We start from the raw sequence: 23,280 nt of genomic DNA, 5'->3' as shown, positions 1-23,280 counted from the left end.
TTCTATTCACCTTCCATGCTACACTTGAGCGGAAAACCAGCACTTTTAGCCAATCTATGGACCAGATCCACCTTGGTTTCAGCCACTTCGGCCGTATAGGTACCGCACACCCCATACCCTTTATTGTGCACGGAGAGCATGATGGCTGTAGCCTGAGCTTCATTTCTCCGAAACACACGCACCAAAACTTCGACCACAAAGTCCATAGTTGTATAATCGTCATTATGCAGCAAGACCTTATACTTCCGAGGCTCCTTGATTTCACGTTCATCGAGCAGCTCGGATTCAAATCGGTCGCCAGTAAAAGGGTCACTCATGATTGGTTGTACTCCAACAATCCTTGGTTTATTTCTGAGTCTCTAATATAAATTCCTTTTGCGCCCCTGTCGAGGGCTTAAGGGGAATCTTTCGCAAGTTCGTTGCAAATGGCCACCCGGACATCTTCTTCAAATACAAAATTCTCGTCCGGCTCCAACCCGTTCAACAGCCGGTTTTCAATATTCAGTCCATGATATGTCGCCTTGGTCGTATCATTGGGGTCCAGGCCTAGTGCTGCGGCACACGCCGAAACCGTTGCGTCTGTACCTTCAATCTCCACGAAATCGCCAAAAGGCAACCTGTCCAAACAGATGACACAGTCCATGAATCGCCATTTCTCCCGAACTTTCTCATATGAAAAAACCGATATGAAACCGAGGGCTTCCAACATCTTCGCCATAATTTTACAGTCATCGACACCAGTCTCGATTTCTTCGAATATCTTCAACTTTGAAGGTTCGATTGCTGCAGGAGGACGCTTGACCGTCAACACGCACTGCCCTTGCTTTTCACGCAGGCGCAAAAGTGTGCCCGCCTTCTTCAAAGCCCGGTCTGGATGATCGAAGACTCTGTTTGATTCAAAATATTTCCCAAGGAACTCCCCCTCGGCATCGTTCAGGCGGCGGCTTGTCGCTGCGAGGTCGACATTCAAGTATTTCAATTCACACTCAAGCACCATTGGCTTTCTCCCGTTGACTTGCTATGGTTCTATCAGGATACGAAAATGCTGACAAAAATTCTATATATCTCCATCGGCGGAGCGGCTGGATCACTTTCCCGGTACTGGCTCTCCGGCGTAGCTCAAAGACTGGGCGGCGAATCATTTCCCTTCGGTACCTTTGCAGTGAATATGGCAGGTTGTCTCCTGTTCGGTGCCGTATGGGGCTTTTTTGAAAACCGCATACTTGCCGGCAGCGAGTTGCGTCTGCTGATTCTGACCGGCTTCATGGGTGCCTTTACAACCTTTTCGACATACATGTTTGAGACGGCAGAGCTGGTCAAGTACGGCCAGATGCTCGCAGCCATGATCAATGTGGTTGGGCAAAGCCTGGTGGGACTGGCCCTTGTGCTAACCGGCATGGCCCTGGGCAAACTTCTGTAACTGCCACAGAGGAGGCAACATGATACTGCTCGAAAAAGCTGAACGAATCAGAATATATATAGGCGAGGACCACAAGCATAAAATGCACCCCCTTTCCGACGTTATCCTCAGGGAAGCCAAGGAACTGGGGCTAGCAGGGGCGACAGTCTTTCGGGGCATGGCAGGCTTCGGCGCCAACAGCCGCATACGAACCACCAAAATCCTGCGATTATCCGAAGACCTCCCCGTGATCATCGAAGTAGTGGATCATCCCGACAGGCTAGAAAAATTTCTGGAACGCCTGGAAAAACTCGTCACCGACGGAATGATCACACGCGAACCGATCGAAGTCATGGCCTATCGTCACTCAAAATAATAAAAACGCCTCACAGACCATCTGCGAGGCGTTTATGTTCACTTGAGAAGAGCATACTGATTAACCGCAAGCGCGAACAATCTCTCCTGCAATACTGGACAAAGACATAATCTTCTTGATGCCGCCGGTCTTGATCGCTTCCTGCGGCATGCCAAAGACAACGCAGGAGGCCTCATCCTGAGCTATGGTATAAGCCCCAACATCGAAAAGCTCTTTAATTCCCTTGGCACCATCATCTCCCATGCCGGTCATGATGGCGGCGACCACATTCTTGCCACCATAGCGGGCACCTGAACGGAAAAGAACATCGACCGAAGGCCGGTGGCGTGAAACCAATGGCCCGGCTTTGACTTCCACATAGTATTTGGAGCCAGTACGCTTCAGAAGCATGTGCTTGTCGCCCGGTGCGATAAGCGCCTGCCCTCGCATCAACTGATCTCCGTTGGCGGCTTCCTTGACGTGTATACGACAGATGGAATTCAACCTATTGGAAAAAGCCAGGGTAAAGTGCTCAGGCATATGCTGAACGATGGCGATAGGCGGACAATCCGGAGGTTGAGCCTCCAGAAAGACACGCAAGGCTTCAGTGCCTCCTGTAGACGCTCCCACAAGACAAATTTTTTCAGTTACTGAAACAGGGACCGGTTTTCCCTTGGGTAGTATGACGTCAGCATCCAGCTTCGGACTAATCTTCATAGGAGCAGCCTTGAGAGATTTTGGTCGAACATGCGCAGCAGCTTTGACCTTGTCAATGAGACGAATACTCGATTCCTCAAGAAACTTCTTGGTGCCAATTTTTGGCTTCTGTATAACCTCTACGGCACCAAATTCCAAGGCTTTCATAGCATTGGCTGTTCCCTTTTCCGCAACGGAAGAACAAATGACAACGGGAACAGGACGTTGCTTCATCAGCTTCTGCAAAAAGGTCAGCCCATCCATTCTGGGCATTTCAATGTCCAATGTGATGACATCGGGCACTTCCTTCTTGAGCTTTTCAGCAGCCACATAGGGATCCACCGCTGTCCCCATGACTTCAATCTGCGGGTCAGAAGAAAGGATATCAACCAGGGTCTGACGAACCACAGCTGAATCATCGACTATAAGAACTCGAATTTTACGCATGCATTATACTCTTGAACTAGAAGGATTTTTGCGAATCAGATATAACACGTCTAACAAGACTCGGCACATCGAGAATAAGTGCAATCGAACCATCTCCCTTAATGGTGGCTCCGGATATACCTTCCACGTCCTTGTAGACACGTCCCAGACTCTTGATGACAGTCTGGTGTTCACCAATAACGGTATCCACAACAATACCGATCCGACTGCCTTCCACTCCGGTAATGACAATCTGTTCAATGGGAGGATTGTCTCCCTCCACTTCAAACCACTCTCGAATATGGATATAGGGAACGATCTCGCCCCTGAGATGCAGAATTTTCTGATCAGTATCATCATCTACATCACTACTGACCAATTCAACACATTCTTCAACCAGGGACAATGGAATAACATAAAACTCATCACCCACCTGAACCTGCAACCCATCAATAATAGCGAGCGTAAGCGGTAACCGTATGGTGATGGTTGTGCCTGTGCCAGGCTTGGAATCAATATCAATCGTGCCTCGCAAAGAATCAATGGCGCGCTTGACGACATCCATTCCCACGCCTCGACCAGACACGTTGGTCACTTCCTTAGCGGTTGAAAACCCCGGCTCGAATATGAGCTTGAGCAACTCTTTTTCGGTCAACTCCGTGTCCTTGGCAATCAGCCCTCGCTCAATACCTTTTTCACGGATCATTTCACTGCTCATGCCCTTGCCGTCGTCGGTAATGCGAATAAGCACTTCACCGCCGGAGTGTTCTGCTGAAAGAAGGATGTTGCCCTGAGGAGGCTTGCCGTTGGCTTCACGCACCTCCGGCAGTTCGATGCCGTGACCTATGGAATTGCGCAGCAGGTGAACAAGAGGATCACCCAAACGCTCAATGACAGTCTTGTCGAGTTCGGTCTCCGCACCACTGGTGGACAACCCGATCTGCTTGCCGAGATCGGCTGACAAATCTCTTACCAACCGCCTGAACTTGCTGAATGAAGTTCCAATAGGAAGCATCCGGATACCCAGCGTCGAGTCCCTGAGTTCATCACTGAGCCGCTCCAGCTCCTCTGCCAGCAGAGTCATTGCCGGATCTTTGCGCTCACTGACGACCTGTGTGATCTGCGCCTGCACAATCACCAGTTCACCCACCAGATCAACGAGATAATCAAGTTTGTCGGCAGCCACACGAATTGAAGACAACGCCTCCTGCCGCTTCTTGTGGACCTCCTGCTCCTTGACTTCTCCCTGTTTCTTGACGGCCTTGCTAATACCTTCGGGCGCAATCTTGCCCTCCTCGGCCAAAATCTGACCAAGAGGCTTGTCGTCATCCTTATCCTTCTGCCTCTTGAGCGCGGCGTGGAGGTCTGCTTCAGATAAATCACCACTCTCCACAAGGATCTCACCGATTTTCGGTACCTCAGAGTGGTCGAAATGGTCATCACCCACGAAAGAGGAAACAAGTGGTGCCGGAGGAATAGTTGGAGAAACCTGCACCGGCTCAATCGTCTTCACGACAGTTGATTTGTCCGTGACTTCAGCTTCAGGCTCTTCCCCTGCAACCGACTCCGTTCTCTCTACCGGCTTTCCATCAGCAACAGTAACTTTCACGTCAGCGCTCAGGAAAAGGAAAACATCTTCTACATTTTCCTTGTTTGCATCAGTGGTCAGCGCAAGCTCCCAACCAGCCTTGGTATCCGCATGTCTGGAAAGGGTTTCAAGCTCGCCGAGAATCTCCAGTTCTTCAAAAAATGTTTCAACAGACGTTGCATCCACTTCACCTTCACCAGTAGGTGTCAGCGTGATGGCATACTGAACAAGGTTGGTTTGCTCTTTTGATACTTCTTCGGATTCTTCAGCAACAGAAACATCGGAGGCGTCTTCCCCCTCTTCGGGGCCCGCTTCACTCTCATCTGTTCCGGCAACAAAATCCTTCAAGCCCTGAAGAATAGCTTCCATGGCTCCAGAATCCACGCCGTCTGCGTCCACATTGTCCTCGTCTTCCGACTCAAGCATGCTCCGAATCTGATCTCTGGCTTGCAGTGAAAGGCTGCACAAAACGGGTGTCACATGAATATCACCATTTCGCACCATATCAAAAACCGTTTCCAGTTCATGAGTAAAATTGGCGATATCTTCAAAACCAAACATGGAGCCAGATCCCTTGATGGTATGCAGGGCTCTGAATATCTGGTTAACCAGATCCATATCTTCCGGCGCTTCTTCCAACTCGAGCAGGGCTCCCTCAAGCTCGCGCAGGAGGTCGTATGCTTCCTCTTTGAATATCTGCCTATTCAGATCATCTGACATCCGGGCACTCTCCTCAAATCACAACGCTATTCACATGGCCGCATTTTGGGCCTAGGTCGACCAATTAAAACAATACTACCGTATAGCACTCATAAACAAACAGAAAGCCTGTTATAATTATTTTTTACACTTTTTTAAACAATCTTGCCATGAAAGACTATCTCGGCACGCGCACTCTCAGCATCGAACGGTTTGATCTTCACGGAAACACGCTCTCCCTTCGCTTCCGCCGCTCCCAGAAGAATCCCTTCAAAATAATCGAAGAGTCCTCTTTTCGACCGATAATTCATGAACAGCTCATCCCCTTTATCCTCATATGTGAAGTTGGGAGGCTTGATGCCAGGCTGATCCTTGGTCAAATGAGCATGCACATCGTTCATACGAAGATAAAAGCTCTTGAGCGACTCTTCCTTGAAATATCTCGGATACATACCCTTAAATTTTACAACGGTAAACCGGCCAAGATCAAGGAAGAAATCGCGCACAGATACACCGGCTGCGCGAGACGTCAACTCCGCGATCCGCATCAGATATTGATCGGGATAACTGTCAGTCGGGAGAAAAACCGGATTGCCCAACCCTTCCTGCATTGCCTGATAAACAGCGCTGTCATATGTGTCCTTCACATACTCCTGGGCATATTTGAGCAGCACTCCCTTCATCTTGGTATCTGACGCATGCTCTTCGATGTCGCCATCATGATCCAAGAATTCCTTTGATACGGTCAACAGATCCTTGGCCAGTTCAGCCATATCTCGGGTTGCACTGGCAGCCTGACCAGCGGCTTCGTCCGCGTCACCGGCAATGCTCGCGATCTCTTCGACATTGTGCATGACTTCCTCTGCCGCAACAGACTGTTCGCCGGAAGCGGTGGCAATATCTCCAACACGACTCACCATGTCCTTTATGCTGCTCATGATATGTTGCAGGGCTTCACCAGCCTGATTGGACAGTTCCGTGGACTCATCCACCTGCCTAGCCGTAGCCTGCATACTTGTGGTGGCATATCGAGAGCTGGACTGAATCATTGAAATGGCTTTCTCTACATCCTTGGTGGCATCCATTGTCTTCTCAGCCAGCTTGCGAACCTCGTCGGCAACAACGGCAAAACCGCGCCCGGCTTCTCCAGCACGCGCTGCTTCGATGGCCGCATTCAGAGCAAGTAGATTTGTCTGATCAGCAATATCATTGATAACACTGATAATCTGCCCGATCGCATCTGCCTGGGAGTCAAGCTCCTTCACTTCATGCTCAAGCTGTCGAGCAGATTCGGCTACCTGATTGATTGCCGCCACGGCCTTGTTGACCATGTCCACGCCTTCGGCAGCGGATTCATGAGCCTCGTCGGCTGCCTTCCGGGTAGCAGTGGCATTCTGTGCCACCTCAAGCACGGTCTCAGTCATCTCTTCCATAGCTGTTGCCACGGATGCTGTTTGTGCGCTCTGTTTCTGTGCCCCCTGGGCCTGATCATCAGCCGAAGCGGAAAGCAGTTCGGTGGCAGAGGCCACATGTTCAGCCAACTTGCTCAGCCGTTCTCCGGCGGAAATCATTTGCGCACTCTGTTGTTCAACCAGTTTTTGCCGTTCAACCCTTTCTGTCATGTCGATAACAGAGGTCGCGGCACCAATGACCTTGCCGGACGCATCCTTGAAGATGGAGATTGCCAACTCGACAGCGAGAGAGCGACCGTCCCAGAGAACCAGATCACGCGCGTCAACCAGCCCTCTCCTGTTTCGAAGAGCGCGTTCGGTCAGCGATGTACCGGTTTTGTTGTACAAGGCCTCACTGACACTCTTCCCGACGACCTGCCCTTCTGTTTTTTGCAAAAGTTCCAGCATGGACTTTGTCGCCAGAACCACCACACCCTTTTCGTTGCAAATCATGACAGGCGTTCCAAGTTCATGAACAGCGGCCTTGAAAAAAAACACCTGGGCCGCCATTTCTCCCACGGCGATCCTGCACGAAGTCAGCCCTTCCCCGATCTTTCCTGCTATCATGGCATCAGAGATTTCCCGAGACTCCCCCTGCGTAAGAGAAGCAAGGATATCGGCGATCTGCCGTAGTTCTTTTCTAAACAGGACGCCGACAATTAACGTTGCTCCCAAAGTACAACCAGCCCCGATACTGTAAGCCAGCCAGCCACCAACATAGGTGGCCCCTGCAAAAATACAACAGAGAAACAATCCGAGAGCTATCAATGTTGACAGAGGTCGCACAACCATCTGTATGAACTCCTGTTGAGATGAACAGTAATTATCAAATATCACAATAGCATGATTACTCGCGTAATAAATACGCATAATTACCAGCAATGGCAATTCATGATAACAAAATTGAAGAGATAATAACGCCGAAAGCAATCAACTTCCAGAGCTATGGAAAGGAGGATGAAGCGGGCTAACCGCTTGTGCGTTTGCGCAATAATCGAATAGCTCGACGCTCACGATATCGCCGAATGACAAACAAGGAGCCAAAATATGTCACAATTGTGGCCGGAATGCCAAAGACCAAACCACCGGCGAACATGACTCCAAAGAGCTTCCAGCCAGCATCGATCAAATCGACCATACGCAAATTGTTTGGATCAAAGACCACCCCTTCAACGGGGACAACTGTTTTGCCCACCATAAAGAGGAAATAATAAAATGGAACCATAGTGGCCGCGTTGGAATAACAGGTAGCCAGCCAGGCCGCCAACTTGTTGACTCGCAAAACAAAAGCCAGGGCAATGACCACAACGGACTGAAACGGAATAATCGGCAATGCTCCGATGAACATCCCCAGAGCGCAGGCAGTCGCAAGATTCTTGGGAGATGATTGCTGACGCATAAGTCGGAGATACCAATACTTGGTCCACCGCTTGCTGCCTGTCCACCACACACGAAAACGTCCCACCTTGGGCTCCTGGCGTGCATCATGACGTCGAATATCTGCCAACTCTTACTCCATCACATCAAAGCAGGAAAATTTCATGACAAATCCAGCCCTTCCCTGAGTCGCTGAACGAAGTTCGGTGGAAAATCCGAACAACTTGGCCAATGGAGCCAATCCCTGAACGACTTTCTGACCGGAACGATCAATCATGTTCTCAATCTTGGCTCCCTTTGAGCCAAGCAGGCCGACCACCTCTCCGATAAATTCTTCAGGGACACCAATCTCCACGTACATTATGGGTTCCATAAGCTTGGAGTCAGCCTGGACAAGCGCGTCCTTCAGCGCCATGGCAGATGCCATACGGTACCCCACAGGACTGGAGTCGCTATCCCGTTTTTCCAGATTACGCACCCGAACCCGTACGTTCTGTACAGGGTAGCCACGAATCACACCGCTCTGCAATCCATCGGAAATGCCATCTTCCACGGCCTCCAGCCACGCGTCCGGCCATGCCTCCATATCCACTTCAAAAGAAATGCTGCGTTCAACATCCCGATCAACAGGCTCCACGGAAAGCTCAACGGCTCCATAATGAACCACTTCACCCAGTTCGCGATCAAAGACACCCTTGCCCACACCCTTTGAGCCGACTGTTTCCTGATACACAACTTGAGGTTTACCGGCCCTCGGTTCCAGCTTGTACTCGCGCTTGAGGCGCTCAAGAATAACTTCAAGGTGCAACTCGCCCATGCCGGAAAGGATGATCTGATCGGTATCTTCATCCCGCTTCAAATCAAGAGTCGGGTCCTCCATGATGTACTTTTCCAGCACCTCATCGAGCTTGTCACCTTCTTCGGAATTACGCGGCTCGATGGCCAATGAAATGACCGGCTTGTAGTTTGCGATCTGCTCCAGAATGATAGGAGCGTCCTTTTCGGCCAGGGTATCTCCGGTTCGAGCGAATTTCATGCCTGCGGCGGCGACCATATCCCCTGCATATGCAGCGTCGATCTTTTCCTTGTGCCCGGCATGGAGACGGAACAACCGTGCCACCCTCTCGGTCTTGTCCTGCGTCACATTGTACACCGAGTCACCGGCGCCGATCCTGCCTGAATAAATACGCATCATGGCCAACTTGCGCCCTGAATCCATGGCTACCTTGAAGACCAGAGCGGATAAGGGCTCATTGTGAGCAACCGCAAACGACTTCTTCGTATTGTTTCGAGGGTCGACACCAACCGGCACCGGTACATCAAGCGGACTGGGCAAATAGTGACAGACAGCATCAAGCACTGGCTGTACGCCGACATTCTTCAAAGCCGATCCCACCAGTACAGGAACGATCGTTCGGGCCAGCGTGGCTTTTCTGACAGCCGCCCGGATCTGCTCCGCAGGGACAGCCTCCCCGGACAGATATAAATCCAAAATGTCTTCATCCTCGTCAGAAGCAACCTCGATAAGTTTCTCCCGCCAGGGAGCAATCCTGTCGGCTTCCTCCTCCGTCAAATCCCGGCTGGTAAACTCGGCTCCGTTTGTATCCTGATCAAACTCAAGGCGTTTCATCTCAATGAGGTCAAATACCCCTTCAAATTCCTGCCCGGCACCGTCAGGATATTGAATAGCCACCGGGTTGGCGCCGAGTTTCGTGACCATTGAGTCGAGCACGCTCTCGAAATCGGCTCCCAGCCGATCCATCTTGTTGACAAAGACCAACTTGGGCACAGCGTACGCTTCACTCTGCCGCCATACAGTCTCGGACTGCGGCTCAACCCCGCTCACTCCACAGAATACACCGACAGCGCCATCCAATACGCGCAGGGAACGTTCCACTTCAATGGTAAAATCAACATGCCCCGGAGTATCAATGATATTGATCATGCATGGATTCCACTGACAGGAGGTCACGGCCGAGGTGATGGTTATGCCCCGCTCCTGCTCCTCCGGCATATAATCCATGGTAGCGGTCCCCTCATGGACTTCACCGATCCGGTGGATACGCCCGGCATAATAGAGGATTCTCTCGGTCAACGTGGTTTTTCCAGCGTCAATATGCGCGATGATACCGATATTGCGAAGAGTGCCAAGCACCTTCGCCGAGGGGGCGTGTGTCTTGCTCACGATCAGACTCCGGTTGTCCAGAAGATACGATGGGATTCAAAAAATTCAGGATGCAATTCGGGCAATATCCAGGATCCCTCCAGCCCTGGCCCCAGCACCAATTGTGACGATGTGGGCACCATGTCGAGAGAAAACGTCTGGGTAAAAGCAACAGTACAGGGAGTTGCCAGAAAATCGTCCATATTGGCGCTGCAGTATGAAAACCGGTCATTGGGAAGCGGTACTTCTGCACCAAAAACGGAAAATGTCATGTCGGGATGCGCAAAGGCCACGGCGTCGAGGTCCAAACCGGTTCTTTCATCCAACCAAATCGCGCCAACCGAGTCAAATCGAGGGCACATGACCATGATATTACCTGCTGTGGCACACTGCAGAGCATCCTCACGAAAATCAATGACTCTGCCAGTGCCACCACCGTGCTGCACCGATTCCAAAAGCTCGTCGAGTTGGTCTCCGGTCATGTTGACGGCCAGTTCCAGCCCAGCCAACTCCAACCCGGTCAATATAGCCTCAGGCCAGGGACTGTCTTCATCACCAATGCGTGCAACCAACACATTGCGAACGCCACAGGCAACGGCTGGAACCAACGCAGCCAAAAGGCGGGTTGGGGAACAAAGCGAGGCATCGAAAAGGATGATGGTACAATCGACAGGCGTTGTATGCAGCGTGCTTTCGAGGCCGCTACGCCAGACTTGAGTGGAACGTTGAGCAGTCTGTTTGCGCGGGCCGTACCAATCGTACAGCCCGGCAATACATGTTTTTAATACGGCTCGATCCTGGTCGACCGAATTTTGATAGGCACGCGCGAAAAGAGTGTCGTCAACAACGAGTTCATTAATGAATTCGGGAAACTGAAACTCCGTTTTCTGCATGTGTCATATCGGTCCGAGACCGTGGGTTAGATTAGAGCCACTGTTTGATCCAGCGTATCCAACTGCCTTGAATACGTTGTCTCTCTTCTTCAGACAACGTTTTCTGATACTCAAAATAGGAGTATTCAGCACGTTTGGCAGCATAGTCGCGCAGATCCTGAATATCTGAGAAGTTCTCAACCACATACTGATATCGATGCCAGGCCGGACCATATTGCTCAGTACGCCAGAAGAAGTCCGCCATGTACACTTCATGCTCAGCCAGAATTCTCCGACTTTTCACGATCAGACTCTTGCCAGCTTCCGCGTATTGAGAATCAGGGTAGGTATCCACAAGTCGGTAGAGATACTCCAGCCCTTCCTTGATATTTTCCTGCCGCCGATCAATGGATCGGAACATGTCAATATTGGCTTTGGCGATCTGGTAAAGCACATAGGGAATATTCTCGTTGCTCGGATGCAACGCCTCAAATTCCTTATACGCCTCCAGCGCGAGGACATACTCTTCATCAAGATAATAGGCATCGCCGAGCGCCAGCTCACCCTTGAGGGCAAACGGACTGAACGGGAACCTATCCTTGAGCTTGCTAAAGTACTCCTGGGCATCGTTGTAATCCTTCTCGGCCATGGCGTCCGTACCTGCTTCGTACAATTCCTGAGCCGTATCCTCAGGAGGCGGCAGGAAATACGAATCTATCCAGATACAACCGGAAAGCAAGAGAAGGGTTGCCACCAGAACAGGCACCATCAATCGACGCATACAGACTCCTAGTCTTCCATCTGCTCAAGGTACGAAAAGGCAGCCGTGGCAGCTGTGGCACCGTCGCCAACAGCGGATGCGACCTGACGACACATCTTGGCCCGAATATCTCCCGCAGCAAAAATGCCCGGGATATTGGTATGCATTTCAACGTCAGTCACGACACCGTTCTGTTCCTTGTCGACCTCATCAGGCACAAAGTCCATAATGGGTTCAAATCCAACGAAAATGAACGCGCCATCCAGCTTGAGTTCGGAAGTTTCATCAGTCTTGACATTTCTGAGCAACAGGGATTCGACCTGATCTTCACCCTGAATCTCGTCTACAACAGTTGCCCGGATAGGCTCGATTTTGTCATTGGTAAGACACTTGTCCTGATAACAGAGCAATCCTCGAAACTCATCACGACGATGAATGAGATACACTTTGTTCACAAGACGAGCCAGATACAGGGCTTCCTCTAGAGCGGAGTTGCCTCCGCCGATAACTGCGACCTCCTGACCACGAAAGAAGTTTCCGTCACACAGCGCACAGTAAGAGACGCCCTTGCCGAGCAAACGTTCCTCACCCGGAATTCCAAGTCGACGATACCTGGAGCCGGTAGCCAGGATAATGACCTTGGCCTGCACATCTTCATCACCAACTTTAATGGTGTGAAAAGGGGCACCGATTTCGATGCCGCGCACTTCGTCATTGATCCGATCCAGGTCATACTTGTCCAGATGATTGGCAAACTTGTCCGCCAACTCCCACCCTTGAAGCCCCTCTGGAAATCCGGGATAGTTTTCTATCTCGGCCGTCATGAGGACCTGACCACCGGGTGAAAGTTTTTCAATCATGGCGGTTTTCACGCCAGCCCGCAAAAGATAAAGGGCAGCCGTCATTCCTGCCGGGCCGCCCCCTATGACTACGGCGTCATAAGATTTCATAAATTACAGAGCCTTTTTGGTAATCATTTCCTTGATGCTGCTCTTGGAGACTGCACCAGTGGACTGGTCAACGACTTCGCCGTCCTTGAACAGAATCAGAGTGGGAATAGCACGAATGCCGTATTTGCCAGGAGTTGCGGAGTTTTCATCCACATTCATCTTGACGATTTTAATCTGGCCAGAAAATTCTTCCGCCAATTCATCAATCACAGGTCCCATCGCACGGCACGGGCCACACCAGGGAGCCCAAAAATCAATAAGAACGGGGACTTCGCTCTGCAGGACGTCTTGTTCGAAAGTGCCGTCAGTGATCTGATTCGCCATGTTATTCTCCTTTTTTTACCGGCAAAAAACCGTCGCATTCTCAGTATCCGGCTCATGCCGGGAGCGGCCACATGCCGCAATTGTTCTCACAATTTATTTAAAATAGGTCTCCATGTCCCTTACTGTCAAGAAGCATGGAACAAAATATTATGCACCCACTACGGATTGTGAGGAAATTTTCCAATCAAGGGGAACAACCTGCCCCCTGGGAATGGCTTCAAGCTCAAGCCCATGACTGCAACCGGCTTTGGCGAGCTGCCATCCGGCATACGCAATCATGGAGCCATTATCCGTACATAAGGCCAAATCGGGCAAGGTCAATTCCAGCCCGTGCTTTTTGGCGACGCCGGCCATGGTCTTGCGAACCAAAGAATTGGCTGCCACGCCTCCGGCAACGATGACACTCTTGACCCCTTCCATGGAATCCAAGGCCCGTTCAACTTTGATCCTGAGCGTATCCGCCACACTCCAGTTGAATGAGGCGCAAATCTTTGCGATATCTGCCCGCTTGTCCTCTGCAAGATTGGCCACAGCTTCCGGGTCGGCCATGGTCTCAAACACCAGATCAGGACGAGTCGCCACATGCAGGGCAACAGCCGTCTTCAAGCCGCTGAAACTGAAATCAAGACTGGGATGATCGATATAGGGACGGGGAAACAGCTTCTTATCGGGCGTGGATTCCTGCCCCAGGTCATCGATATACCGGCCACCAGGATACGGGAAATTCATGAGCTTGGCGACCTTGTCAAAGGCCTCACCGGCAGCGTCATCCAGAGTTCTTCCGAGCAATTCGAACTCAATGGATGATTGGATGCGATAGATATGGGTGTGCCCTCCCGAAACGAGCAGCCCCAGAGCGGGAAAACACAAGTCGCCCGTCAGACCGGGAGCAAGCAGATGAGCCCAAAGGTGATTGACACCGATCAGTCGTGCGCCAATGGCAAGGGAAAGCCCCTTGGCAAAACTGACCCCCACAAGCAAACTACCGAGCAGTCCTGGGCCACGGGCCACAGCCACTGTGTCGATTTCACCCGGCTCCTTACCTGTTTCCGCCAGCAGCTCCTTATAGAGACGAGGCAGCACACGAAGGTGTTCGCGCGAGGCTATTTCCGGCACCACACCACCGAACAAGGCATGCATATCCACCTGCGTAGCCAGCTTCTCACCCAGCAGACGGCCATCCTCCACAAGGGCGACAGCAGTTTCGTCACAGGAAGTCTCGATTCCAAGTGTTAACATTACCTGTTCTTCTTTATCCGAGAGCCTGCTTCATAAATGTCCTTGACGATCTGAACGTCATTGAGAGAGCCGCAGAAAAACGGAATACGCTGATGCAGATGTTCGGGGTCGACATCCATGATGCGCTCCAGACCATTGGTAGCCATCCCTCCTGCCTGCTCCACAATGAAAGCCATAGGATTACATTCGCAGGTCAGCCGCAGTTTGCCCTCCGGCTTTTTGGGATCGCGCAAATCAGCGGGGTACATAAAAATACCGCCATAAATGAGATTGCGATGAAAATCGGCAACCAAAGAACCGATGTATCTGCCGCTGTAGGGTTTGCGAAGAGCATTTTTGGGCGACTTGAAATAGGCTAGCACCTTTTTGGTCTCGCGATCCCAGTACCGCTCATATCCTTCGTTCACCGAATAGATCTTTCCCTGTTCGGGGATACGGATGTTGGGATGGGAAAGGATGAATTCGCCCACGCTGGGGTCCAGGGTAAACCCGTGTACGCCTTCACCACAGGTGAAAACCAGCATGGTGGAGGAGCCGTATAGAACATACCCCGCCGCGACCTGTTCACTCCCCTTCTGCAATACATCACTGGACATGAGCGCAGCATCCGGAACGCTTTTTCGCTTGAAGATGGAAAAGATCGTCCCGATATTGACATTGACATCAATATTCGAGGAACCATCCAACGGATCGAAAATAATAATATAATCGCCACGAGGCAACGATTCCGGAACCTCGATGACATCCGCATTTTCCTCGGAAGCCATGGCGCAGAGCACACCAGACCGGGCCAGACGATGAATCAGAATCCGATTGGCGTATTCATCCAGTTTTTTGACTTCCTCTCCCTGCACGTTGACGTCGCCGGTAAAGCCAAGCACGTCAACGAGCCCCGCCTTGTTCACGGCACGGGATATAATCTTTGCGGATAAAACAATTTCATTGAAAAGCCGGGTAAACTGCCCGGTCGCACCCGGCACCATCTTCTGATGCAGGAGCAAGTGTTCTGTAACCGTTACCTGTTGTGGCATAGAGTATCCTTGACCGTATGAGCCAGTAATCTGAGTTATCGCCTAAAACGGCCAGTACCAGGAAGAACCGGTATTTCCCGGATCAACGCTTTCCGTAGCATAGACATACTGGTCTTCACCGACGTAGCGTGTCAGCCAGGTATAATACTTTTCTCCAACCTTGATTTCACCATGGACATCTTCCTTGAGTATCTCTTCCCAAGGGACTGCCATGATCGCTTCTTCATCGATATCAGCCCCGATGGACCATACGCCACCGCCAGGATGAATAATAATCAATTCAGAAGGGTTGGGGCTTAACCGAAGCAACGCCCTCGGATCAAAACCGACGCCGATAAGCCCGCTGAACGATACATCCTTGAAGTAGGGGCGACCAATATAGAGTTCGGCTCCCAACTCGGAGTAATCAACCACGGTGAGCAGCTTGATCGAACGCCATACCCCTTTAAAAATAAGCGGCTTGGTAATCTTTTTTACAGGGAGCTCCGGCTGCATGAAAATGATCGTGCCCTCTTCATCGGTTACCAGTACGCGGTTTACCCACGGATATCTGGCACGAAGAAGGTCAAGCCAGTCGACTCCAGGCAGTGTGTCGGTATTGTCGACAAACTGCGACAGGGAAGTCAACGGGCCGTCAACCGGAGCAATAAGCTTGGCCAATTTTTCCTGATTCGGGTTGGTGAACTGGTACCTTTCCGTGTCGATCTCCGGCGGAGGATCGACAAATTCCTTGGTGGAATTCCACGAATCCTTGGTGACTTCAGCAGTGGTATCCCACACACTGCAGCCGCCAAGCAGCATCGCAGCCGCCAATAGGCTCAATAAGATATATTTCATATTTCCCGCTTGATACATGGACATCCGCATCATCTGATCGATGCGTCCTGGATTGCGTATCTGATGAATTAACTTTGTACCCTGGCCTCAAAACGCGAAGCCAGTGTTTCCAAGGTGCTGATAAGGCGGTTCTTCGCATGGACGCTGAAAGCATCACTGAGTTCCGCATTCAAACCGGCACCACTATTGTGATTCTGTTCCAACTGAACAATACGTTCCTGCAATTCGGCTCGACGTTCGTCGGACATCGTTGACTGCAACAATTCCCGGTAGATTTCAAGTGCTCCGGCCACATCCCCCTGCGACGCAAGAAGATCAGCCATGGTCTTGGTACGAAAAGAACCGGCCCCATGCTTGAATTCCGCATCTGGGGCGTCGAAATTTGCATCACTCACAGCCTCAAACCGAGGTTGCGAGGGAGGAGGACATTCGCATGGCGGTGGCAACGGTGCGCCGACCAGACGGTCTGCCAAAGTACCAATACCCTCAAAAACCACATCGGTCCACTTGATGGTGTCGCCGGAAATATTGGAAGCCACCAACATCAAAAAGACGGATAAATCCCGTTCATTCTCTGGAAGACTCCTGGCCCACCCTCGCCAAAAAGCAGGATAGTCCCGCAAAGGATCGATAACGCGGGCCAACTGGTCATGCACTTCATCTTCCCGCTCCAACTCTGTGAGCAGCTCCACAAGCAACATACGCGCTTCAAGATAATCAGGATGACGATCCAGGCCTTGGCGAAGTGTCTGGACAGCCTCTTCGGGCATCCCGTTCTCCACGAACAGCTTGGCGAGTGGAAAGAACACTCTTGAACCGGGTTCCAGGGAGAGAACCTCTTGGTACCATTCAATTTTATTGCTCATCTGTTCCATCTCCACCGAGGTTGGTATTCTCGTCCGGGAATATATACAGCAGTTCATCCTTTCGCACAAAATTCATACGCTCACGGACCACTTTTTCCTGGTAGCCCTTGTCTGATTTCAATCTGCGTATTTCCTGGCTCAAATCAAGACTCTTCTCATCAACGTTATCTATGCGCTGCTGCAGGACATCATACCTGTTCTTGAGTTCAAGATAGGTAAACATCCCCTGATCGCTCCAGATTAATCTGAAAAGCAGAAACACATTGATGACAAGGAGCACGGCTATAATGACGACACGACCACGCATAAAGGTTACTGTAGTCTCCGCTCAAATTTCTTTCGTATCCGGCTCTTGGACAACGGTCCCTCCAACTCCCTGAGGAAGTTGGCTGTAGCTATCTCTATCCGCTCCACATCGCCCTCACTCAGATCCACCTTGTCGATCTTCTCCAAAAAAGACTTAAGCACGGCAAATTCGTCCAAAAGCGAATTTCCGTGCTCCAGGTTTTCAAGCTGGGACTCAAGGTCCAGAATGGTTTGGAGACAGTTGGTTATGCGAACAAGATGTTTAACCGAACTGGAATCTGTCATGAGCATCTCGTGGTATTATTCAATTCCCTGATTCAATAACCCTTTTTCGGGGATTTTGTACAGTGACTCAAGCTATCAAATATCATGTAATTCGGCCCCTGTCACCACCCATTTTAAGACACAATAACAACACGTTACGCACAACGCCTCAACTCAAGACAAGATTTTCTCTCAATTTTTTCTAGAGCCGACACCATCACAGGCAGCAAAAAAGCCGCGCCAAGGGATCAGAGATTCTGACCAATTGACGCGGCTAAAGATGCGACATAACAATAAAAGGCACACTACTCTGAAGAGACAATCCAGGTCTTGTAAAAGTCGTACAGGTAATTACCACCGGAAACCACAGTCAGAATCAGCGCCAGATACAGTAAGACCTGGCCAATGGGACGCACGTCAATACCAAAGAAAGGATAGTGGAAAATCAGGAATCCGACAGCCAGAGACTGGGCCATTGTTTTGGCCTTACCCAGCTTGTCAGCGGCAACCACCTGCCCTTTTTCGGCCGCAATGGCACGCATCCCGGTCACAGCCAACTCTCGACAGATAATTATAATGACAACCCAGGCCGGTACACACCATCCTTCACCAAGACGGACAAGCATGATCAACAGCGAACCGATGAGCAGCTTGTCTGCAAGGGGATCGAGAAATTTGCCCAGATTGGTAATGATATTCTGCTCGCGGGCAATCTTGCCATCAAAGTAATCCGTGATGGAAGCAATAAAGTACAAACCAAAACCAAAGTAGGAGCCGAATTTGAATTCATACCACATCTCCAGATACAGCATAAAGACAATGATCGGCGCGGCCAGAATTCTGGCCATGGTCAAACAATTGGGAAGATTATAAATATCCTTATTCATCCAAACCACCTAAGCGTGAGTTGTGGAAGCAGCCTCAAAGCTCTTCTGGGCTGCCTCTGCGATAGTGTCAGCCAACTCTATCAGAGCTGTCTTGGCAAAGGAATCTTCTTCGAGCAAGACAACCGGTTTACCAAGATCACCGGCAACCACCGTGGCCGGATCAAGCGGAATGGCTCCCAAAAACTGCAGACCGTATTTCTCTGCCAGCTCCTTGCCGCCACCCTTCTTGAACAAATCAATGGACTCGTGACAATGCGGGCAGATCAACCCACTCATGTTTTCCACCACGCCGAGTACATTGGCCTGTGCATACTGAAGAAAATTGATGGATTTTCGAACATCAGACAAAGAGACTTCCTGCGGTGTCGTCACAACAACACACAGAGCGTCAGGCACAGTCTTGAGGACGGTCATAGGCTCGTCACCGGTACCGGGGGGAGAATCCACCACGAGAAAATCAAGCTCGCCCCACTGCACGTCAGAGACGAACTGGCGAATCGCCGATGTCTTCATGGGGCCGCGCCACAAAACCGCCTGATCAGGATCCTTGAGCAGGGATTCCATGGAAACCACATGCAGATTCTCGCTGTACTCCTTGGGTATCATCAAAGAACCGCGGTCAACATCCAGATTACCGGAGATTCCCAACAGAGTCGGTACGCTCGGGCCGTGGATGTCCACGTCCAACAGACCGACCCTGAAGCCACGTGCGGCCAGAGCGGCGGCCACATTGACTGAAACGGAGCTTTTGCCCACTCCGCCTTTGCCGGACATGATAAACAGCTTATATTTGATCTTTCCCAGGGTGGATTTGATCATCTCATCCTGAATTTTCATTTTTGCACTGGGTTTTCCTGCACTAGCGCAGGAGCCGGAACTGCAATCGCTCATGATAATTCTCTCTTTATATTTGTCCCGTTCGGGATACACTAAACAGATTTCTTTTCCCGTGAAAACCATTCAAGGGCAACAACAATCATCACCCCGACAAGTACCAGACAACAGGCGGCCCCCACTTCCCAGCTCCATTCACCCGGCAGAACATTCTGTTCACGAAGAACAAGCATCTTGCCACGAATGACAGCTGATTCGAGCACTTCCTTCCACGGCCAGACCTTACGTAGCGCGCCGATCATCACCCCTGTGAGGACACTCATGGTGGCCGCATGCCATCTATGCAACAAAAAATGGAGCACGCGGGAAAACAACATTATACCGCAGACCGCCCCAGCCGCAAAGGCCGCGATGATCACGAAATTGTCCCAGACAAAAGGATTCTTCAATGTCCGGGTCACATATTCATATTTACCCAGCATCAACAGCAGGAACGCTCCGCTGATGCCCGGCAATATCATTGCGCAAATAGCTATGGAACCACATAAAAATACAAACGGCAGGGTTTCGGGAGTCGTTACCGGAATCATACCGACCAGAAGAAAACTGCCCACGGCCCCCAAAGCCACTCCCGCGAGATTGACAGCGTTGAGTGGTTTTATCTCCCGACCCACCACAAAAATGGAGGCAGCTATGAGACCGAAAAAGAGCGACCAGATTTCCACAGGATGCGAGTGCAGCATATAGTTCATGACACGCGCCATGGTCACGATAGCCGTCATGATGCCAAAAAGCAAAATCAGAATAAAACGAAGGTGGGCAGTGCGCAGAGCACCGGGAAAATCAAATGTAATGAGCCGCTTGCCAAAAGCGAGATCAAAGGAGCGGATAGCGTCAACAAGCTGGGAATAAATACCTGTAATAAAGGCGATTGTCCCGCCGGACACACCGGGGATGATATCCGCTCCGCCCATGCAGACTCCCTTGAGCCAAAGCAACAACGCCGACTTGAGGGAAGTCGGTCCGGGGGTGGACATGAAAGCGTCCCTGAGAGACCTGGAATTGTTGACCACAGTGAATATTCCTTACCATCCGTGGCTACCGACCAGATCAACAAAGGCACAACTTCCTTTGTCAGTGCGAATGATCTTACCGTCCTTCTTTTCAATAAGAACGAGAGTCTGATTTCGCTTGGTCTCACCTACGGGTATTAGCATCCGGCCCGACTCCGCGAGCTGATCTATCAGAGGCTCAGGAATCTCGGGGCCGCCTGCAGTAACTATGATACGATCATAGGGAGCCTGTTCCGGCCACCCCATGGTTCCATCATCCAACTTAAGTTTCACATTGAACATGCGCATGTCCATAAACCGTTTCCGGGCGGTGTAAAACAGCTTTCTGATCCGCTCGACAGTAAAAACATCGGCTCCCATCTGGGCCAGAACCGCAGCCTGATAGCCGGACCCCGTACCTATTTCAAGGACGGTCATGCCCGGTTCGATTTCCAATAATTCGGACATGAGCGCCACAATATAGGGCTGTGAAATGGTCTGCCCTTCCCCGATGGGGAGGGGGCTGTCGTTGTATGCCTTGAATGCCAAAGCTTCTTCCACGAAAAGATGGCGGGGGATTGTCTTCATGGCGACAAGCACGGACGAATCCGTCACACCGCGCGCCATGATCTGTTCGCGCACCATGCGCTCCCTGAGCCGTACCGGATCAACCATGCAAACTCCTGAAAATCACTGTGCTCCGACAGTCGAAACACCTGCGGGATGCTGAACAGATTTTGACCATCAAGTCAACCGAAGGCACGAAAAACCCAGAGGATTACTTCGCAAATTCTTGACAGATTTACAACATTCACGAATAATTAATGCATAATCAGGAGGTGTTCATGCTTCAAGTCAAGGACCTCATGTCTTCACCAGTATTTTCTCTCAGAGAGACCGATTCACTACACAGTGCTCGAGAACTCATGAACTTACAACGCATTCGCCACATCCCTATTGTAACCATCGAAAACGTCTTCATCGGCCTGGTCACTCACCGCGACATCTTATCAGCGACTATTTCGCATCTGGCCAAGCTGGACCCTGAAACCCAGAAAGAGATTGATATCGGCATCCCCATCCGGGAAATCATGCGCACAGACATCGCCAGTGTCGAGCCGGAGACCTCGCTCAAATCAGCGGCCCAGATTCTGCTCAACAACAAATATGGTTGTCTGCCGGTGGTTCAACTGAGTGATTTGATAGGGATTCTCACAGAGGCCGATTTCCTCCGCCTGACCATCAATTTAATGGACGGCCTGAATTCGAAACCATGAAAAGCACTCCGTCCTCTCAACAAGCCGCATTCAGCTGAATGCGGCTTCTCCTGCCATACCAAATAGTTATGATTTTATTGGTGACTTTCTATCGTCTCCCCCTTGTTTCCTGCCCCGGAGTCCTATAGAAATAGTCTAGACATTTACATTATAGGATGGATCATGAGTAACGAAGTTAGTTTGAGCAAAAAGAAAAGTAAAAAAGGGATCCCGGGATCCCTCATTTCCATTATTGTCGTACTCGCTCTCGGTGCAGGCATTTTCATGCTGTTCCGTGACACGACCCCGCCAACAATATCAATTTCACCGGATACAACGGAACTGGGCAAGGCTTCCACTGTCACAGTCAAGGTTATTGATGAAGACAGCGGCCTGAAGTTCCTCAAAATTGAAGCCATTCAAGGCCAAAAGCGCATCCTGCTCTGGTCCAAGAATTTCACAGGCAAGATTATGCAGACCGAACAGGAGATCGCCATTGGGGAGAACGCCATCAAGGAAGGCGACTTCACCATTGAGATCACCGCCAAGGATACCTCGATCTATCCCTTTGGTGCGGCAGGAAAGGCTTCCGCAGAACGGGCATACACGCTGGACACCACTCCGCCTCGTATTTTTGTCCAATCCCATACCAACAACCTCAATCAGGGTGGTTGCGGACTCATGGTATTTGCCCTGTCAGAGGAAGCCCCCAAGGCCGGTATCCAGGTTGGCGAACGCTTCTTCCCGGCCTACCTCCAGCCCGGGGGCAACGGCAAGTTCGTCTATCAATGCATGTTCGCCCACCCCTGGGACACATCTGTCGCCGATTTCAAGCCATTTATCGTTGCCTCTGATACGGCTGGCAACAGTGCCAAGCGTTCATTCAACTACCACACTAACGCCCGCACGTTCCGCCGTGACAAAATCAACCTTTCCGACAGTTTCATGGAACGGACCATTCCCGAGTTCCAGGGACTTGTTCCCAATCAGGGATCTCTGCTTGATCAGTACCTCTACATCAATAATACCATTCGCAAGGAAAACAGGGCCAAACTGGTGGAATTCAGCAGGGAAACCAGCCCGACCATGTTGTGGAACGGCCCCTTTGCCCGCCTGCCTAACGCAGCCAACCGCGCACGATTCGCTGACGCGCGTGACTACATGTACCAAGGCAAGAAGGTTGACTTCCAGACCCATCTGGGGCTGGACCTTGCCAGCCTCAAGCACGCTCCTGTCCCGGCAGGCAATGACGGTAAAATCGTCTTTGCCGACTTCCTGGGCATCTATGGCAATGTGGTTGTCATAGACCACGGTCTGGGGCTGCAATCACTCTACGCCCACCTCAGCTCCATCAACGTGCTCAAAGGGGACATGGTCACCAAGGGACAAATCATAGCCAATACAGGCTCCACCGGACTGGCCGGAGGCGATCACCTCCACTACGGCATCACGGTCGCCGGAATCCCCACCCAACCCTTTGAATGGTGGGACGGAACCTGGATCAAATACAACATCACTTCCAAACTGGATTAATCGGCATTATGTAGGAGCCGCACAAGGCTCATGTTGAGATAGACCATGCCCCCGTTGTAAGATGGGGGCATGACTTTTAGAATACGCAACCCCCGGTATTATATGCAGTATTCA

25 protein-coding genes are annotated in these 23,280 nt (G+C 50.9%); 4 read left to right on the top strand and 21 right to left on the bottom strand.

Going from position 1 to position 23,280, the window contains the following annotated elements; translation table 11 throughout:
• Positions 1-2: 2 nt before the first annotated feature.
• Together clpS and SRBAKS_RS01125 are read right to left on the bottom strand one after the other, a co-directional pair.
• Complete coding sequence (clpS, locus tag SRBAKS_RS01130; protein WP_229592743.1) at positions 3-317, bottom strand: ATP-dependent Clp protease adapter ClpS; 315 nt, start codon at positions 315-317, stop codon at positions 3-5.
• 77 nt (positions 318-394) lie between these two features.
• Positions 395-997, bottom strand: coding sequence for a class IV adenylate cyclase (locus tag SRBAKS_RS01125; RefSeq protein WP_229592741.1), 603 nt, complete (start codon positions 995-997; stop codon positions 395-397).
• A 48-nt stretch (positions 998-1,045) separates the two neighbouring features.
• Between SRBAKS_RS01125 and crcB the strand changes: the two genes are divergently transcribed.
• Entirely contained in the window at positions 1,046-1,420 is a 375-nt protein-coding gene (crcB, locus tag SRBAKS_RS01120) for a fluoride efflux transporter CrcB (protein ID WP_229596875.1), read from the top strand.
• A 19-nt stretch (positions 1,421-1,439) separates the two neighbouring features.
• Positions 1,440-1,775 (top strand): DUF190 domain-containing protein, encoded by a 336-nt coding sequence (locus tag SRBAKS_RS01115; RefSeq protein ID WP_229592739.1) that lies wholly within the window; start codon positions 1,440-1,442, stop codon positions 1,773-1,775.
• A gap of 60 nt (positions 1,776-1,835) precedes the next feature.
• Here SRBAKS_RS01115 and SRBAKS_RS01110 read toward each other — a convergent pair whose 3' ends face one another.
• The 19 genes from SRBAKS_RS01110 to SRBAKS_RS01020 all read right to left on the bottom strand — a co-directional run bounded on the left by SRBAKS_RS01110 (position 1,836) and on the right by SRBAKS_RS01020 (position 21,052).
• Positions 1,836-2,897 carry a protein-glutamate methylesterase/protein-glutamine glutaminase gene (locus SRBAKS_RS01110; protein ID WP_229592737.1) on the bottom strand — a complete coding sequence of 354 codons (1,062 nt, stop codon included), beginning with the start codon at positions 2,895-2,897 and terminating at the stop codon, positions 1,836-1,838.
• Positions 2,898-2,913: 16 nt separating this feature from the next.
• A complete protein-coding gene (locus tag SRBAKS_RS01105; RefSeq protein ID WP_229592735.1) occupies positions 2,914-5,184 on the bottom strand; it encodes a chemotaxis protein CheA in 2,271 nt (756 codons plus the stop codon).
• Positions 5,185-5,318: 134 nt separating this feature from the next.
• Positions 5,319-7,406 (bottom strand): methyl-accepting chemotaxis protein, encoded by a 2,088-nt coding sequence (locus tag SRBAKS_RS01100; protein WP_229592731.1) that lies wholly within the window; start codon positions 7,404-7,406, stop codon positions 5,319-5,321.
• A gap of 175 nt (positions 7,407-7,581) precedes the next feature.
• The gene (locus SRBAKS_RS01095; protein WP_229592728.1) at positions 7,582-8,121 is read right to left on the bottom strand and encodes a DUF2062 domain-containing protein; all 540 of its coding nucleotides are present in this window, start codon (positions 8,119-8,121) and stop codon (positions 7,582-7,584) included.
• Between the two features lie 3 nt (positions 8,122-8,124).
• A complete protein-coding gene (gene fusA / locus SRBAKS_RS01090; RefSeq protein WP_229592726.1) occupies positions 8,125-10,176 on the bottom strand; it encodes an elongation factor G in 2,052 nt (683 codons plus the stop codon).
• A gap of 2 nt (positions 10,177-10,178) precedes the next feature.
• Positions 10,179-11,048 (bottom strand): hypothetical protein, encoded by an 870-nt coding sequence (locus SRBAKS_RS01085; RefSeq protein ID WP_229592724.1) that lies wholly within the window; start codon positions 11,046-11,048, stop codon positions 10,179-10,181.
• A 31-nt stretch (positions 11,049-11,079) separates the two neighbouring features.
• Entirely contained in the window at positions 11,080-11,808 is a 729-nt protein-coding gene (locus tag SRBAKS_RS01080) for an outer membrane protein assembly factor BamD (RefSeq protein WP_229592721.1), read from the bottom strand.
• A gap of 8 nt (positions 11,809-11,816) precedes the next feature.
• Positions 11,817-12,737, bottom strand: coding sequence for a thioredoxin-disulfide reductase (gene trxB / locus SRBAKS_RS01075; RefSeq protein ID WP_229592719.1), 921 nt, complete (start codon positions 12,735-12,737; stop codon positions 11,817-11,819).
• 3 nt (positions 12,738-12,740) lie between these two features.
• Positions 12,741-13,061 (bottom strand): thioredoxin, encoded by a 321-nt coding sequence (gene trxA / locus SRBAKS_RS01070; RefSeq protein WP_229592717.1) that lies wholly within the window; start codon positions 13,059-13,061, stop codon positions 12,741-12,743.
• Between the two features lie 147 nt (positions 13,062-13,208).
• Positions 13,209-14,300 (bottom strand): tRNA (adenosine(37)-N6)-threonylcarbamoyltransferase complex transferase subunit TsaD, encoded by a 1,092-nt coding sequence (gene tsaD, locus SRBAKS_RS01065; RefSeq protein WP_229592715.1) that lies wholly within the window; start codon positions 14,298-14,300, stop codon positions 13,209-13,211.
• Complete coding sequence (gene fbp, locus SRBAKS_RS01060) at positions 14,300-15,331, bottom strand: class 1 fructose-bisphosphatase (RefSeq protein WP_229592713.1); 1,032 nt, start codon at positions 15,329-15,331, stop codon at positions 14,300-14,302. Before fbp ends, tsaD begins: the two co-directional genes overlap by 1 nt.
• Positions 15,332-15,373: 42 nt before the next feature.
• Entirely contained in the window at positions 15,374-16,168 is a 795-nt protein-coding gene (locus tag SRBAKS_RS01055; protein WP_229592711.1) for a hypothetical protein, read from the bottom strand.
• Positions 16,169-16,236: 68 nt separating this feature from the next.
• Positions 16,237-17,034 (bottom strand): tetratricopeptide repeat protein, encoded by a 798-nt coding sequence (locus tag SRBAKS_RS01050; protein WP_229592709.1) that lies wholly within the window; start codon positions 17,032-17,034, stop codon positions 16,237-16,239.
• Positions 17,024-17,341, bottom strand: coding sequence for an FtsB family cell division protein (locus tag SRBAKS_RS01045; RefSeq protein ID WP_229592707.1), 318 nt, complete (start codon positions 17,339-17,341; stop codon positions 17,024-17,026). The genes SRBAKS_RS01050 and SRBAKS_RS01045 overlap by 11 nt, the downstream gene beginning before the upstream one ends.
• A 5-nt stretch (positions 17,342-17,346) precedes the next feature.
• Positions 17,347-17,625 (bottom strand): hypothetical protein, encoded by a 279-nt coding sequence (locus SRBAKS_RS01040; protein ID WP_229592705.1) that lies wholly within the window; start codon positions 17,623-17,625, stop codon positions 17,347-17,349.
• A 284-nt stretch (positions 17,626-17,909) separates the two neighbouring features.
• Positions 17,910-18,491 (bottom strand): CDP-diacylglycerol--glycerol-3-phosphate 3-phosphatidyltransferase, encoded by a 582-nt coding sequence (pgsA, locus tag SRBAKS_RS01035; protein WP_229592703.1) that lies wholly within the window; start codon positions 18,489-18,491, stop codon positions 17,910-17,912.
• Positions 18,492-18,500: 9 nt separating this feature from the next.
• A complete protein-coding gene (locus tag SRBAKS_RS01030; RefSeq protein WP_229592701.1) occupies positions 18,501-19,382 on the bottom strand; it encodes an Mrp/NBP35 family ATP-binding protein in 882 nt (293 codons plus the stop codon).
• 38 nt (positions 19,383-19,420) lie between these two features.
• Positions 19,421-20,362 (bottom strand): DUF368 domain-containing protein, encoded by a 942-nt coding sequence (locus tag SRBAKS_RS01025; RefSeq protein ID WP_229592699.1) that lies wholly within the window; start codon positions 20,360-20,362, stop codon positions 19,421-19,423.
• Positions 20,363-20,410: 48 nt separating this feature from the next.
• Positions 20,411-21,052, bottom strand: coding sequence for a protein-L-isoaspartate(D-aspartate) O-methyltransferase (locus SRBAKS_RS01020; RefSeq protein WP_229592697.1), 642 nt, complete (start codon positions 21,050-21,052; stop codon positions 20,411-20,413).
• Positions 21,053-21,222: 170 nt separating this feature from the next.
• Between SRBAKS_RS01020 and SRBAKS_RS01015 the strand changes: the two genes are divergently transcribed.
• Positions 21,223-21,654 (top strand): CBS domain-containing protein, encoded by a 432-nt coding sequence (locus SRBAKS_RS01015; RefSeq protein ID WP_229592695.1) that lies wholly within the window; start codon positions 21,223-21,225, stop codon positions 21,652-21,654.
• 162 nt (positions 21,655-21,816) lie between these two features.
• A complete protein-coding gene (locus SRBAKS_RS01010) occupies positions 21,817-23,166 on the top strand; it encodes a M23 family metallopeptidase (RefSeq protein WP_229592693.1) in 1,350 nt (449 codons plus the stop codon).
• Positions 23,167-23,280: the final 114 nt, after the last annotated feature.

The sequence above is a fragment of the Pseudodesulfovibrio sediminis genome (assembly GCF_020886695.1).
Taxonomy (GTDB): Bacteria; Desulfobacterota; Desulfovibrionia; order Desulfovibrionales; family Desulfovibrionaceae; genus Pseudodesulfovibrio; species Pseudodesulfovibrio sediminis.
This window is presented reverse-complemented; position numbering and strand designations above follow the sequence as displayed.

Bases quoted from the DNA above. Each gene is read 5' to 3' on its own strand.
- clpS (WP_229592743.1), bottom strand. From the start codon at position 317: ATGAGTGACCCTTTTACTGGCGACCGATTTGAATCCGAGCTGCTCGAT.
- SRBAKS_RS01125 (WP_229592741.1), bottom strand. From the start codon at position 997: ATGGTGCTTGAGTGTGAATTGAAATACTTGAATGTCGACCTCGCAGCG.
- SRBAKS_RS01115 (WP_229592739.1), top strand. From the start codon at position 1,440: ATGATACTGCTCGAAAAAGCTGAACGAATCAGAATATATATAGGCGAG.
- SRBAKS_RS01110 (WP_229592737.1), bottom strand. From the start codon at position 2,897: ATGCGTAAAATTCGAGTTCTTATAGTCGATGATTCAGCTGTGGTTCGT.
- SRBAKS_RS01105 (WP_229592735.1), bottom strand. From the start codon at position 5,184: ATGTCAGATGATCTGAATAGGCAGATATTCAAAGAGGAAGCATACGAC.
- SRBAKS_RS01100 (WP_229592731.1), bottom strand. From the start codon at position 7,406: ATGGTTGTGCGACCTCTGTCAACATTGATAGCTCTCGGATTGTTTCTC.
- SRBAKS_RS01085 (WP_229592724.1), bottom strand. From the start codon at position 11,048: ATGCAGAAAACGGAGTTTCAGTTTCCCGAATTCATTAATGAACTCGTT.
- SRBAKS_RS01080 (WP_229592721.1), bottom strand. From the start codon at position 11,808: ATGCGTCGATTGATGGTGCCTGTTCTGGTGGCAACCCTTCTCTTGCTT.
- trxB (WP_229592719.1), bottom strand. From the start codon at position 12,737: ATGAAATCTTATGACGCCGTAGTCATAGGGGGCGGCCCGGCAGGAATG.
- trxA (WP_229592717.1), bottom strand. From the start codon at position 13,061: ATGGCGAATCAGATCACTGACGGCACTTTCGAACAAGACGTCCTGCAG.
- tsaD (WP_229592715.1), bottom strand. From the start codon at position 14,300: ATGTTAACACTTGGAATCGAGACTTCCTGTGACGAAACTGCTGTCGCC.
- fbp (WP_229592713.1), bottom strand. From the start codon at position 15,331: ATGCCACAACAGGTAACGGTTACAGAACACTTGCTCCTGCATCAGAAG.
- SRBAKS_RS01055 (WP_229592711.1), bottom strand. From the start codon at position 16,168: ATGAAATATATCTTATTGAGCCTATTGGCGGCTGCGATGCTGCTTGGC.
- SRBAKS_RS01050 (WP_229592709.1), bottom strand. From the start codon at position 17,034: ATGAGCAATAAAATTGAATGGTACCAAGAGGTTCTCTCCCTGGAACCC.
- SRBAKS_RS01045 (WP_229592707.1), bottom strand. From the start codon at position 17,341: ATGCGTGGTCGTGTCGTCATTATAGCCGTGCTCCTTGTCATCAATGTG.
- SRBAKS_RS01040 (WP_229592705.1), bottom strand. From the start codon at position 17,625: ATGACAGATTCCAGTTCGGTTAAACATCTTGTTCGCATAACCAACTGT.
- pgsA (WP_229592703.1), bottom strand. From the start codon at position 18,491: ATGAATAAGGATATTTATAATCTTCCCAATTGTTTGACCATGGCCAGA.
- SRBAKS_RS01030 (WP_229592701.1), bottom strand. From the start codon at position 19,382: ATGAGCGATTGCAGTTCCGGCTCCTGCGCTAGTGCAGGAAAACCCAGT.
- SRBAKS_RS01025 (WP_229592699.1), bottom strand. From the start codon at position 20,362: ATGTCCACCCCCGGACCGACTTCCCTCAAGTCGGCGTTGTTGCTTTGG.
- SRBAKS_RS01020 (WP_229592697.1), bottom strand. From the start codon at position 21,052: ATGGTTGATCCGGTACGGCTCAGGGAGCGCATGGTGCGCGAACAGATC.
- SRBAKS_RS01015 (WP_229592695.1), top strand. From the start codon at position 21,223: ATGCTTCAAGTCAAGGACCTCATGTCTTCACCAGTATTTTCTCTCAGA.
- SRBAKS_RS01010 (WP_229592693.1), top strand. From the start codon at position 21,817: ATGAGTAACGAAGTTAGTTTGAGCAAAAAGAAAAGTAAAAAAGGGATC.